The sequence below is a fragment of the Curvibacter sp. EU05-FHT14A10 genome (assembly GCF_058791075.1).
In genome coordinates this window covers 169,554-183,099 of record NZ_JBYTDE010000012.1, presented here as the reverse complement: position 1 = coordinate 183,099, position 13,546 = coordinate 169,554, and the positions used below count along the sequence as shown (strand labels likewise).

Sequence of the window (13,546 nt, the reverse complement as noted above, 5' to 3'; positions counted from 1 at the left end):
TGCCCCTGTTGTAGTGGAAATATTCAAGCGGTTTCTAATGAAATCAAGCACTTGCCGCACTTCGTGTCGAACTCGGGCGTCCTTGCCATCCACTTGCCCGGAGATCAGATCGAAGCCAGGGTTGCTTCCTTTCTTCAAGCCCAAACCCGCATGGTCAGTCAATGCAGCCATCGTTGCCAAGGCCGGACAGAACTCAGTTCTCGGCCAGGTGTCGTGCCGGAACTCAGGCGCATCAGTGTGCCAACGCCCTGCGGATGCGCACATGACCGATCCCCAGCAACAGCATCAAGAGCGTCAACATGGCAACGCCCCATTCCGACAATGACGGGACCGCCGTTGTCAATGCTGCAGCCGAGGGAACGCCGGGACCACCCGGATCCAAGATCGCTCCGTCGGGTGCGCCGTCGTCGTCGCCCACACCACCGTCTGTCAGCGTGAAGGTCACCGAATTGTTCGTGTAGTTGAACACCGCGCTGTTCAGCACCGACCAAGTGGAGGTGTTCGGGTTGTATTTGTAATAGACCGAGTTGGCCGGTATCGCGGAAGCGTAGGTCATCGTCACGGTTGCCTGGGTACCGGGAGTGCCTCCGCTCAAGCTCAAGGAGGCCAAACCGAACGGGAAGGTCGTTCCGGCAGGTACCACGGAATTGGCAATCGAGGGCGCCGCCACAAAACTTGCGCTTTGAAGGGTCCAGCCGTTGCTCCCAGCAGCCGTCACGGCGCCGCTGTTGGTGTTGCCTGGCGTGGCCTTCAAAGGTGCCGAGCAAGCTGCTTGTGACAGAGTGCCCGCGCAGGTCCACGACCAGTTGGAAGAGTTCAATGCCACGGCCGAAGCATTGCCTACAGCGCAGAGGTTGGCTGCCGGTTTCAGAATGGCGGCAACGCCTGCTGCGGCGCCACAGGCTCCAGCGCTTTGGTAGGTGAACTGGTCACCGGCGTTGGTGCTGCTGGTGCCTCCCGCCGTGGTCACCGTGACATGCACCGTGCCGACCGAACCCGCTGGTGCCGTGGCGGTGATCTGCGTTGCGCTGTTGACCGTGTAGCCGGTGGCATTGCTGCTGCCAAACTGGACGGCAGTGGCCCCCGTGAAGTTGGTGCCGTTGATGACCACCGAAGTGCCACCCGCGGCCGGGCCTGAAGAGGCTCCCAGGCTGGTGACGGTGGGCGCTGCTGCATAGGTGAACTGGTCACCGGTGCTGGTGGCGCTGCTACCCCCCGCCGTGGTCACCGTGACATGCACCGTGCCGACCGAACCCGCTGGTGCCGTGGCGGTGATCTGTGTTGCGCTGTTGACCGTGTAGCCGGTGGCATTGCTGCTGCCAAACAGGACAGCGGTAGCCCCCGTGAAGTTGGTGCCTGTGATCAGCACCAAGGTGCCGCCCGCAGTGGGCCCTGCACGGGTTCCCAGGCTGGTGACGGTGGGCGCCGGCACATAGCTGAACTGATCGGCCGTCACTGTTGCGCTGGTCGAGCCTGCAGAGGTCACCGTGATATCCACCGCCCCGGCACTGCCGGCCGGCGCCACGGCCGTGATCTGCGTGTCGCTGTCGACCGTGAAACTGGTCGCCGGCGTGCCGCCAAAGTAGACAGCCATGGTGCTGGTAAAGCCCGTGCCTGTGATGGCAACGCTGATTCCGCCGGCGCTGGGGCCGCTGCTTGGCGCAACAGACCAGACAGCCAGGGGCGTTAGTTGGAACAGTTGAGACAAGCTGGGAATCGCGTTGACAAACATCGTCAGCCTGTATGCCCCCAGGGCCAAGCCGTTGAGCGCGGCGCTGGTGTAAGCGGTATCGGAGCGTGCCGACGTCGGAGTGAGCCAACTCACCTGGTCATTGTCGAGGCGACGCAATTGCACCAGGGGGTAGTTGGTGGCGCTGCTGTTGGTGCTGCCACCCGAGGCCTCGCTCCAGCCATGGTTGCTGCCATTGAAGCCCGTCCCACCGATCTGTACTGTTTGGCCCGGTTGCAAAGCGCTGGCCAAACTGCTGATCACGGGTCGGCTGCTGTCTGCGAATCCCAGGCTGTTGGTGTACAGATCGACGCTGGAAAAATAGCCACTGTTGGTGCTATACCCCCCCGCGACCAGCACCTGGCCTGAGGGCAGCAGGGTCGCTGTGTCGTAAATCCGAGCCGTGCTCATGCTGCCCGCAGCACTCCAGGTTTGGGTCGCCGGGTCGTACAGCTCAGCGCTGGAGAGGGATCCACTGGCGCCATACCCCCCCGTGGCCAACACCTTCCCTGAGGGCAGCAGGGTCGCTGTGTGTGCATACCGAGTCGTGCTCATGCCGCCCGCAGCACTCCAGGTTTGGGTCGCCGGGTCGTACAGCTCGGCGCTGGCACGATATCCACTGCTGCCTCCGCCCCCCGCGACCAGCACCTTCCCTGAGGGCAGCAGGGTCGCTGTGTGGTAAGACCGCGACGTGTTCATGCTGCTCGCAGCACTCCAGGTGTGGGTCGCCGGGTCGTAAAGCTCGGCGCTGGCAAGAGCTCCACTGTTGTTGCCTCCCCCCGCGACCAGCACCTGGCCTGATGGCAGCAGGGTCGCTGTGTGGTAAATCCGAGCCGTGCCGATGCTGCCCGCAGCACTCCAGGTTTGGGTCGCCGGGTCGTACAGCTCGGCGCTGGAGAGGTATCCATTGGCGCCATACCCCCCCGCGACCAACACCTGGCCTGATGGCAGCAGGATCGCTGTGTGTGCAAACCGAGTCGTGCTCATGCCGCCCGCAGCACTCCAGGATTGGGTCGCCGGGTCGTACAGCTCGGCGCTGGAGAGGTATCCATTGGCGCCAAACCCCCCCACGACCAGCACCTGGCCTGAGGGCAGCAGGGTCGCTGTGTGGTAGTACCGATCTGCACCAAGGCTGCCCGCCGCACTCCAGGTCTGGGTCACCGGGTCGTAAAGCTCAGCGCTAGCAAGAGCTCCACTGTTGTTACTTCCCCCCGCGACCAGCACCTGGCCCGAGGGCAGCAGGGTTACTGTGTGGTAACCACGCGCCGTGCTCATGCTGCCCGCCGCACTCCAGGTAGGGGTCGCCGGGTCGTACAGTTCGGCGCTGGCAAGAGTTCCACCGCTGCCAGTCCCGCCCGCGACCAGCACCTGGCCTGAGGGCAGCAGCGTCGCTGTGTGAAATTCCCGAGCCGTGCTCAGGCTGCCCGCAGCACTCCAGGTCTGGGTCGCCGGGTCATACAGCTCGGCGCTGGCAGGATTTCCACTGTTGTTGTACCCCCCCGTGACCAGCACCTGGCCTGAGGGCAGCAGGGTCGCCGTGTGGGATGCCCGCTCCGTGCCCAGGCTGCTTGCAGCAGTCCAGGTCTGGGTGGCCGGGTCGTACAGTTCGGCGCTGGCGATGGCTCCACTGTTGGTAGACGCCCCCGCGACCAGCACCTGGCCTGAGGGCAGCAGGGTCGCTGTGTGCTGAAACCGAGCCGTGTTCATGCTGCCCGCAGCAGTCCAGGTTTGGGCCGCCGGGTCGTACAGTTCGGCGCTAGCTGTAGCGCCACCGCCACCGTTGATCCACCCCCCTGCGACCAGCACCTGGCCTGAGGGCAGCAGGGTCGCCGTGTGGTGTTCCCGAGCCGTGCTCAGGCTGCCCGCAGCACGCCAGGTCTGGGTGGCCGGGTCGTACAGTTCGGCGCTGGCAAGATTTCCACTGTTGTTGCTTCCCCCCACGACCAGCACCAGACCTGAAGGCAGCAGGGTCGCTGTGTGGTTTGCCCGCGCAGTGCTCATGCTGCCCGCGGCACTCCAGGTTTGGGTCGCCGGGTCGTACAGCTCAGGGCTGGAGAGGTATCCACTGGCGCCATACCCCCCCGCGACCAACACCTGGCCTGAGGGCAGCAGGGTCGCTGTGTGCTGATTCCGCGCAGTGTTCATGCCGCCCGCGGCACTCCAGGTCTGGGTGGCCGGGTCGTACAGCTCAGCGCTGGGGGGGTATCCACTGGCGCCATACCCCCCCGCGACCAGCACCTGGCCTGAGGGCAGCAGGGTCGCTGTGTGAAAAGACCGCGACATGCTCAGGCTGCCCGTAGCACTCCAGGTATTGGTCAGCGCGTTAGCTGGGCTCACGATGCCGAGGAAGATTCCCAGCGTCAGCACCGCGATCAATAAACATCGGGCATGTTGTTCCGAACGAAAAATAATTCTCGAAACCAGACCACTTTGAGTTTTCATGCTGATTTTTCCCTATTATATCTTGTTGGTTTTTATTGACTTGCCAGATGCAATCTTGAAATCACGTAGTCAATGCAAATGCTTTTGTGCTTGGGGCGTTGGAGCGCTGAAAACTAACTTTTGAGCGAGATGCAAAGCCGGTCGAGAAAATTTTGCAGAATGTCGAAAGACATCTGCTGGTAATCGCTTTACCTTTTCCAGAGGCCGCGGCCCATCGCCGCGCATCTTCAGCGCCGCGCTGAACGCCTTCCAGTTTGTCGGGCGGTATTTGCTCTGCTGCCTCTTCTTTGTTTCTTTCGCGCTGTCAATCTACAGGCGCCCACGAGACGATTAAAACAACCAGTCCGCCGTGCGCCAACACTTACCTGCGCACGGACCATGCACTGAAAATAAGTGCCGATATCTGGGTGAACATTTGGAGCAGGGTGCTGATGGTTGGACTATCTGAAAAGGCGGCTTGAAGCGAACTTCCATGCTAATTGAGCATATTTTTTGATCCAGGGCGTCGGCGTTGAGCTTGATTTGTGCCAATGGTCGGTCTTATTTTGTTGGCTGTATGTCCCTAGTATTGGGGACATGCAGCCGGTATTTCTGGCCGTTATTGTCGATACTGATGATTCATGCCAGATTCGGGCCTGAACGTTGTGCAAGATCACGCACATGAACCAGAGAACCAGATCACGCCTGGCCTTGACCCCGCAGCCCCGGACGACCCACCAAGAAGTCTTTCTCGATGAGATGAGTCAGGAGGTGCCCTGGGGGGGGCGCTGGGCCAGCTGCATGCGCGCGCCGCACACCGGGCTTTGGGCGTGCGCCCGTCGTTTACAGCATGAGACCATGCTGCGCACTCTTGGCCTGCCGCCGTGGTGGAAGCCGTGCGCCCCGGCCAGGCATGAGGCGATTTGTGGGTTTGGAGGGCGCAGCCAGGCTGCCCGACGAGACAACCAGTCCCTGCGTTGGCAAAACCCCAAGTTCCCGCCATTTGCTGAAAAGACACGCAGTTGCCATGCAGGCCTCGGCAGCCATTCATGCCGGCCTGGCCCAGCAGGGCCTGCGGCTCAAGGCGGGCATAGAGGTCGATGCCAGCATCATTTCGGTGCCCAACTGGACCAAGAGCAAGATGGGCCAGCGTGACCCGGAGATGCCCCCGACCCAAAGGGCAACCCGTGGCACCATGGCACACCGATGCACACGGGCGTGGACGCTTGTGCCAAGGTGGACAGACTGAGGGAGGGGCCGCACAACCATTCGCAGTCTTTTTTGATCACGTTCTATTCAAGGAGCCCAGTGCCCATGAAGCAGGGGAGCCATCGGGGGCCAACCCGCCGGCAGCAGGTGTACGAGCAATTGCGCCTGGCCATCGAGAATGGCGCTCTGGCGGCGGGCAGTCGACTGCCCGCTACGCGGGACCATGCGCGCACCTTGGGGGTGTCGCGCAACACCTTGTTGTGGGCCATGGAGCGCTTGCAGGCCGAGGGCTACGTGACGGCCCGGGTGGGCGATGGCAGCTATGTCAGCGCCAAGCTGGCTGTCCCCAGCGGGGCCGGGGCCTTGAGCGCCTTGCCGCTGGGCCTGTCCCGGCGCGGGCAATTGATTGCCGAGACGGCTCAGCACTGGAGCCCGCCCCGGCAGGCGGCCACCCCGTTTCGCATCGGTGCGCCCGATGTGGCCGGCTTTCCCTTCAGCACCTGGGACCGGTTGAGCCGACAGCGCACACCGCTGCAGCGGCAGGCGGGCGCTCAGTACCTGGACCCCGCTGGCGATCCGGCGCTGCGCGAGGCGATTGCCCAGTGGCTCTGGGCCTCGCGCGGCATTCGGTGCGATGCCGGTCGGGTGCTGGTGTGTTCGGGCTCGCAGCAGGCGCTGGACTTGGTGGGGCGGCTGTTGCTCGATGTCGGGGACGAGGTGCTGGTCGAAGACCCGGGCTACCCCGGCATCCGGGCCAGCCTGCTGGGCCATGGCGTGCAGGCCCGGCCGGTACCGCTGGACGAGGAGGGCCTGTGCATCGCCGAGGCCGAGCGGCAATGGCCTCGGGCACGCTTGGCCGTGGTCACGCCGACGCATCAGTTTCCAACCGGCGTGCGCATGAGTCTGGCGCGTCGCCAGGCCCTGCTGGATTGGTCGCATCGCCACCAGACCTGGGTGATCGAGGACGATTACGACGGCGAGTTCCAGTACGGGCCCCACCGTTTGCCTGCCTTGTGCAGCCTGCCGCGGTCCGAGCGGGTGCTGTATGTGGGTACCTTCTCCAAGACCCTGCACCCCGGTCTGCGGTTGGGCTTCATCGTGCTGCCGCCGGCCTGGGTGGATTCCTTTTCGATGGCCCGTGCTCTGAGCGATCGGCATGCCCCAGGCGACACCCAGGCGGTGCTGGCCAGCTTCATTGCGCAAGGCCACCTGCTGCGGCATCTGCGCCGCATGCGTGAGCTGTATCAGGGGCGGCAGAAGGTGATGATTGACGCGCTGGCCGAGGCCAGCAATGGGGCTTTGCAACTGCAGGCCAGCGACCGAGGCATGCACCTTTGTCTGGAGCAGCCTGCAGGCACCGATGACGAAGCGCTGAGCCGGCGGGCAGCCGCCCAGGGGGTGGTGCTGACGCCGCTGTCCCGCTATGCGGTGGCCTCACCACGGCGGGGCTGGCTGTTCGGCTATGCCGGCTACGCACCGGCCAGCCTGCAGGCGGCAGCCCGCATCGTCGGCCCGATGTTCAAGGGCTGAGGCCGGGCCGGTCGCCGAGGCGACGGCTCGGCCGGGCTTGCCCCAATGCGCCGGGTGCCTGGGATGCTGAGAATCAGGTTTTGTCTTGTTGCCGGAGTCTGGCCTGATGCCTTCGTCCCCCATTTCTCTTGACCGTCCCTCCCGCCGCCGGGTGCTGACCGCTGCCGCCGGTTCGGTGGCCTCATTGGCTGCCCCGGCCTGGGCCCAGAATGCCGGCTGGCCGAGCAAGCCCATTCGCCTGATCGTCCCCTACACCCCCGGCGGCTTCACCGACCAGATGGCCCGCCTGATCCAGAACGGTCTGCAGACCCGCCTGGGCCAGACCGTGATCATTGACAACAAGCCCGGGGCCGGCAGCGTGATCGGGGTCGATGCGGTGGCCAAGTCGGCACCGGACGGCAGCACCTTCGGCGTGGTGATCGCCGCCTATGCGGCCAACAACACGCTGTACCCCAAGCTGCCTTATGACGCCCGCAAGGACCTCACCGGTGTGGCGCTGATGGGCATCTCGCCCCTGGTGGCTGCCGTACCGCTCGACGCCCCGTTCAAGACGGCCCAGGAGCTGATCCGCTATGCCAAGGCCAACCCGGGCAAGGTCAGCTATGGCTCGTCGGGCAATGGCTCGGCCGTGCACCTGACCACCGAGCTGTTCAAGATGCAGACCGGCGCCTACATGGTGCACATCCCTTACCGAGGCGCGGCACCGGCCCTGACCGACCTGATCGGTGGGCAGATCCAGCTGTTTTTTGATGCCGCCACCGGATTGATCAACATGGGCAAGCAAGGCAAGGTGCGCCTGATCGGTGTGGCCAGCGACCGCCGCCTGCCGGTGCTGCCCGACGTGCCCACCTTTGTCGAGCAGGGGTTCAAGAACTTCACCGGCAGCACCTGGGCCGGCATGATCGCCCCGGCCGGCACGCCGCGTGACATCCTGCGGCGAATGTCCGACGAGGTGACCCGCATCGTCCGCAGCGAGGAAATGCGGCCTCGCCTGGAGGCCATGGGCACCTTCCCCGGGGGCGGCACGCCGGAGGAGTTCGACGCCTTTTTGGCCTCCGAAACCAGCAAATGGGGCAAGGTGATCCGCGAGGCGAAGGTCACACCCGATTGAATTTCCGCGCGCGAGGCCTGCTATTGGCTCCGGCAAGCTGCATTTCGCGCCCGTCTGACGCTGGTTTGTCGCAAGCCGGTGGTGGGGCGTCGAAGGCCGGCCGACACTGCCGACACTTGTTCAAACAGGAGTCGGAACCATGTCGATTTTGCAACGTGCTATTCGTGTGCTGCCCCTGGGCGGTGTGAGCTTGCTTTTGGGTGCCAGCCTGGCCCAGGCGGCCGACCTGACCGTGGTGGTCAGCGGCGTCACCAAGGCTGAGGGGCAGGTGATGGTGGCCTTGTTCAACGACGCGGCGGGTTTTCCGCGCGGCAAGGTGCTCAATGGTCAGATGACGCCGGCCAAGCCGGGTCAGGTCGAACTGGTGTTCAAAGACCTGGCGCCGGGCACCTATGCCGTGTCGGCCTACCAGGACCTGAACAGCAACCAGCGCCTGGACGCCAACATGGTGGGCATGCCCACCGAGCCCTATGGTTTTTCGCGCGATGCCAAGGGCCAATTCGGCCCGCCCAAGTTCGAAGACGCGGCCATCAAGTTGGGCACCGAGCCGCAACGCATCCAGCTCAAGCTGTCGGGCCAGTGAGGTGGGCGGCATGAGCACTGAACCCAAGACCCCCGAGCCCCTGTTGTCGCTGCGCGCCATCGAGCGCGAGTTCGCGCTGGGCGAGACCCGCATCCGCGCCCTGCGCGGCATCGACCTGGATGTGGCGCCCGGCGAATTCATGGCCATCTGGGGCCCCTCGGGCAGCGGCAAATCAACGCTGCTGAACCTGTTGGGCCTGATTGATGCGGCCGACAAGGGCGTGCTGCGTTTCGAGGGGCAGGACGTGAGCCAGCTCTCGGACGATGCGCTGTCGGATTGTCGCAACCACAAGATCGGCTTTGTGTTCCAGAGCTTCAACCTGGTGCCGGTGCTGACTGCGCTCGAAAACGTGGCCCTGCCGCTGCAGGTGCAGGGCGTGAAGGCCGCCGAAGTGCGGCGCCGTGCCGCCGAGTGGCTGGGCCATGTGGGCCTGGGTGAGTTCCTCCACTTTCGCCCGGATCGCCTGAGCGGTGGGCAGCGCCAGCGTGTGGCCATTGCCCGGGCCCTGGTCGGCGCGCCGCGCCTGCTGATTGCCGATGAGCCCACGGCCAACCTCGACTCACAGACCAGCCGCGAGGTGATCGACCTGATCGAGCGGCTGAACCGGGAAACCGGTGTGACCTGCATCTTCACCACCCACGACCCCCGTCTGCTGGCCCGAGTGCCGCGCCAGTTGCGCCTGCAGGACGGCCTGATCTCACAAGACAGTTACCAGGAGGCCGCATGACCGGCATCGGCAACATCCAGCTCGCCTGGCGCAATCTGTGGCGCAACCGCCGCCGCAGCGCCGCCACCATCCTCAGCCTGGCCTTTGGCTTTGCGGCCGTGGCCTTGTTTGCGGGGTACACCAGCGCGGTGTATGTGGCGCTCAGCAACGCGGCCATCCATGCCGAGTTGATCGGCCACCTGACCATCAATCGCCAGGGCTGGCAGACCGAGGGCAAGCTGCACCCCGACAAATACCTGCTGACGGCCGATGAGATCCGCCAGGTGCAGGCGATTGTCGAGAAGCGCCTGCCAGGCGCCCGCCTGATCCCCAAGCTCAGCGCCACCGGGCTGCTGTCCAACGGCAAGAGCAGCACGATCTTTGTGGGGGCCGGCATTGCACCGGCTGATCTCGATCTGTTGCGCGGGCCCTTCCGCTTTGCACCGGGCGCCCTGAAGGACGAGCAGCCCCAGGGCGTGACCGCTGCCCAGGGCCTGGCCGATGTGCTGGGCCTGAAGATCGGCGACAGCGCCTCGGTGCTGGCCAGCACGCTGCACGGGCAGGCCAACGCCTCTGACGTGGACATTGCTGACACCGTCAACACCGGCAACGTGGCCACCAACGACAAGCTGATGTTGATGCCGCTGGCCCTGGTGCAGGATCTGATGGACGCCAAGGGGCGGGCCGAGACCCTGACCGTGCTGCTGCCCGGCGAAGGGCACGCCGACAGCGCCGATGCCGATGGCCGCTTGCGCGACATGTACACCCGCCCGGCACCGAGCGAAACCCAGTCAGTGGCCGTGCGCGACCAGTTGAATGCCGACTTCAAGGCCGCCGGCCTCGACATGGAGGTGCGCACCTGGCAAGAGATGTCGGCCTTCTTCCGTCAGGTCAAGGGCATGTACGACATGATTTTCGCGCTGATGCTGTCGGTGGTGCTGGCCATTGTGGTGCTGTCGATTGCCAATGCCATGAGCATGGCGGTGGTGGAGCGCACCCGCGAGATCGGCACCCTGCGCGCCATCGGTGTGCGCCGCAGCGGCATCGCCCGTTTGTTTGTCAACGAGGCGCTGATGCTGGTGCTGGTCGGCACCCTCACCGGCCTGCTGCTGACGGCTGCGGTGCGCTGGGGGGTGAACGTGGCCGATATCCGCTATGTGCCCCCCAGCAACACCCAGAGCGTGCCGATCTACATCGGCTTTGACTTGCCGCGCACGGCGTTTGCTGCCGGGGTGTTGGCGGTGCTGGCGGTGTTTGCCGCCTACTGGCCGGCCCGCCGCGCAGCCCACCACTCGATCACCGCTTCTTTGGGGCATGTATGAACCACGCTGAATTTTCGTGTTGGACCCGCCGCAGCGCGCTGGTCCTGTCTTTGGGCGGCTTCTTGGGGGCCGCTCCGGCCGGGGCGGCCGAACCCGATGCCACCCAGTTGCTGCGCCAGGCCGATCAGGCCCGCGGGGGCGGCTTTCCGGGCTTGATCTGGGAGGTGCATGCCCACAACAGTGGCAGCCAGGCCGACGATCAGCCTGATCAGCGGCTGCGCATCAAGGCCATCGACAACGCCAGTGTGGCCGAGGTGCTGGAACCCCTGAGCAGCAAGGGTTCACGCATGTTGCAGGTCGAGCGCAACATGTGGCTGACCAAGCCCGGCCTGAAGAAGCCGGTGGCCATCTCGCCACGCCAGCGCCTGACGGGGCAAGCCGCCATCGGTGACATTGCGGCCACCAACTACGCCAAGGACTACCAGGCCCGCTATCTGCGCCAGGAGGACGTGGGCAACGAGCCCTGCCACGTGCTGGAGCTGACGGCGGCCAGCCGCCAGACCACTTACGACCGCATCACCTACTGGATCTCGGTGCGCCGGGGCGTGGGGGTGCAGGCCGATTTCCTGTCGCTGTCGGGCAAGAAGCTCAAGAGTGCGCAGTTCGAATATGGCAACAGCTTGAGCATTCAGGGCAAGACCGTGTTGTTCGTGAGCCGGATGGCGATTGCAGACGCGCTCAGCGATGCCCGCACCACGCTGGTCTACAGCCGCATCTCGCCGCAGGCCATCCCCAGCTCGGAGTTCGACGTGGGGAACCTGCAATGAGGCCCGCCCGGATCCGATGGCGGGCGGTGGCCTGGGCCGTGGCGACTGCGCTGGCGCTGCCCACTCTGGCGCAGGAGAGCGCAGCGCCCGAGGCGGATACCGCGCAGTCCGATGCCCCTCAGTCCGGTACCCCGCAGGCCGAGTCCTCCTGGCGCCTCAGTGGCTCGGGCGAGGCCTGGGTGTACGGGACCCACAACGGTGTGTTGAGCACCAGCCTGCTCAACCCGGGCAACCGGGTGGCCGCCTTGCCACGCGAGCTGGGCTTGCTGGATGTCCGCCTGAACGGGCGCGCCGAAGAGGGGCCGCTGGCCCTGGTCGGCTCGCTGCGCTTGACCTCGCAGCGCAGTCAGACCGAACAGGCCGCACGGCCAGACCGGCGCGACAGTGACGACACCCAGCAGGTGGGCCAGGCGTTTGCGCGCTATCGGCAGGGGGAGGGGGTGTGGACGGTGGGGCGCGAACTGTTGAGCTGGGGCCCGGCCAATTTTCGCTCGCCGAGCAACCCGTTCTACTTTGATGCCGGCCGCACCAACCCGCTGGCCGCCACGCCGGGGGTGGACGTGCTGCGCTACACCGGGCAACTGGCGCCAGGCTGGCGCCTGGGGGGCGGCTATGTGCTGTCGACCTCGCAAATCACCCCGGCCACCGATCTGGGGCACAGCAGCTGGCTGAAGCTGGATCAGCAAGGTGACGCGCACCTGGCCAGTCTGGTGATCAGCCAGCAGCGGGGCGGTTCCACCTTTGTCGGCGGCTTTGCGCAATGGACGCCCGACGACGCCTGGCTGCTCTATGGCGAGGTGGGCAGCAACCGCCAGCCCGGCCTGCTGCAGGTAGGCAGCCCCGGCAATAGCCCGCTTTACCGCTGGCAACAACCGGCCCCGCGCAGCACGGATGCCCTGCTGGGGGCCAGCTACACCCTGGAGAGTGGTCATGTCCTGATCGGTGAATGGCTGCACAGCACGGGGGGCTACAGCGAGGCGGGGCAGGCCGCTTATTGGGCCCAGGCGGGTCGGGCCAATGCCTTGGCCACGCAAAACCCGGCCCTGGCCTATGGCAGCCTGGGCCAGGCCCTGGGACAGGCGCCTCGATTGCTGGGGCGCGATTACCTGTGGCTGGGCCTGCAGAGCAATCCGCAGGAAAGCGGCCTATATTGGCGTGCCGAATACAGCACGCAGCTGGCCGACCGAAGCGGGCAGGTGCTGCTTTACGGCGAGAAAAACTTCTGGCGCCAGCTGTCGGGCTTTGTGGTGCTGAGCCGCACGGTTGGCAGTGTGCAGACCGAGTTTGGCAGCCTGGTGCGAAGCCGCCTCACCGCAGGGGTGAAGCTGTTTTTGTTTTGAGCGGGGAGGGCGGCGACCCCGGCAGGTGGGGGCCGCTCAAGAGGCCAGGGCGATCAAGGCGCTCTGGGCTTCAGCGTGGGCTGACGTTGTCGGTCGAGGCAGAAACCGAGGGCACGTTCACGCGGCGGGCGCCATCGAAGCGGCGCTGCCAGTAGCTGTCGCGCATGTCTTCGACACGGATCTGGCTGCCTGTGCGGGGAGAGTGAATGAATTTACCGTCGCCAACATAAATGCCCACGTGGCTGAAGGCGTGGCGCATGGTGTTGAAAAACACCAAGTCGCCGGGTTGCAGTTCTTGCTTGTCGATGGTCTGGGTGGCGGCGGCCTGCTGGTCGGCGCGGCGTGGCAGCACCAGACCCACGGTCTGCTCGTACATCGCTCGGACGAAGCCGCTGCAATCAAAGCCGGTTTCGGCGTTGTTGCCGCCGCGGCGGTAGGGCACGCCCAGAAAGCCCATGGCGTTGACCACCAGCTCGGAAGCACGGCTGCTGAGGCTTTGACGCACATAGCTCAGTTGGGTGAGCAGGCCTCGGTCGGCGAGCAGGCGTTCCACGTCGTCGACCGGCTGGGTCGATGGCGCCGCCTGAGCCCGAAGGGCTAAACCGAAGATCGTGAGGCCGAGAAGGAGTAGGCAGAGCCAACGAGACATGGGCGCAGAGGTTAACGACCTGTCAGGTTCAAGTCAAGCGGGGATTCACGAGAAAGCACCGGCACCTGGGTTGACGTTGATCTGTCGCAGGGCGGAGGGCCACCCGGGGCGGGCATCCGGGGGCGGGACTGGGTTCTAATAAGGGCCGTGGCCTGCTGTAGGCCGGCATGATGAGAGAA

General features: G+C 65.2%; 9 protein-coding genes. 7 read left to right on the top strand and 2 right to left on the bottom strand.

Annotated features, from left to right (window positions below):
- Positions 1 to 232 precede the first annotated feature (232 nt).
- Positions 233 to 4,171, bottom strand: a complete 3,939-nt coding sequence (locus AC3WUT_RS21665) for an IPTL-CTERM sorting domain-containing protein (RefSeq protein ID WP_492349159.1) — start codon at positions 4,169 to 4,171, stop codon at positions 233 to 235.
- 1,293 nt (positions 4,172 to 5,464) lie between these two features.
- Here AC3WUT_RS21665 and pdxR point away from each other — a divergent pair.
- The 7 genes from pdxR to AC3WUT_RS21630 all read left to right on the top strand — a co-directional run bounded on the left by pdxR (position 5,465) and on the right by AC3WUT_RS21630 (position 12,718).
- Positions 5,465 to 6,889: a MocR-like pyridoxine biosynthesis transcription factor PdxR gene (gene pdxR / locus AC3WUT_RS21660; RefSeq protein ID WP_492349158.1), complete on the top strand. Its 1,425-nt coding sequence runs from the start codon at positions 5,465 to 5,467 to the stop codon at positions 6,887 to 6,889.
- A gap of 106 nt (positions 6,890 to 6,995) precedes the next feature.
- Entirely contained in the window at positions 6,996 to 8,000 is a 1,005-nt protein-coding gene (locus tag AC3WUT_RS21655) for a tripartite tricarboxylate transporter substrate binding protein (protein WP_492349157.1), read from the top strand.
- 139 nt (positions 8,001 to 8,139) lie between these two features.
- Positions 8,140 to 8,583, top strand: coding sequence for a DUF2141 domain-containing protein (locus tag AC3WUT_RS21650; RefSeq protein WP_492349156.1), 444 nt, complete (start codon positions 8,140 to 8,142; stop codon positions 8,581 to 8,583).
- A 10-nt stretch (positions 8,584 to 8,593) separates the two neighbouring features.
- Complete coding sequence (locus AC3WUT_RS21645; protein WP_492349155.1) at positions 8,594 to 9,310, top strand: ABC transporter ATP-binding protein; 717 nt, start codon at positions 8,594 to 8,596, stop codon at positions 9,308 to 9,310.
- Complete coding sequence (locus AC3WUT_RS21640) at positions 9,307 to 10,611, top strand: ABC transporter permease (RefSeq protein ID WP_492349154.1); 1,305 nt, start codon at positions 9,307 to 9,309, stop codon at positions 10,609 to 10,611. Before AC3WUT_RS21645 ends, AC3WUT_RS21640 begins: the two co-directional genes overlap by 4 nt.
- Positions 10,608 to 11,378 (top strand): outer membrane lipoprotein-sorting protein, encoded by a 771-nt coding sequence (locus tag AC3WUT_RS21635; RefSeq protein ID WP_492349153.1) that lies wholly within the window; start codon positions 10,608 to 10,610, stop codon positions 11,376 to 11,378. The genes AC3WUT_RS21640 and AC3WUT_RS21635 overlap by 4 nt, the downstream gene beginning before the upstream one ends.
- The gene (locus tag AC3WUT_RS21630; protein WP_492349152.1) at positions 11,375 to 12,718 is read left to right on the top strand and encodes a hypothetical protein; all 1,344 of its coding nucleotides are present in this window, start codon (positions 11,375 to 11,377) and stop codon (positions 12,716 to 12,718) included. The genes AC3WUT_RS21635 and AC3WUT_RS21630 overlap by 4 nt, the downstream gene beginning before the upstream one ends.
- A 70-nt stretch (positions 12,719 to 12,788) precedes the next feature.
- Here AC3WUT_RS21630 and AC3WUT_RS21625 read toward each other — a convergent pair whose 3' ends face one another.
- Positions 12,789 to 13,367 carry a C40 family peptidase gene (locus tag AC3WUT_RS21625; RefSeq protein WP_492349151.1) on the bottom strand — a complete coding sequence of 193 codons (579 nt, stop codon included), beginning with the start codon at positions 13,365 to 13,367 and terminating at the stop codon, positions 12,789 to 12,791.
- Between the last annotated feature and the right edge of the window lie 179 nt (positions 13,368 to 13,546).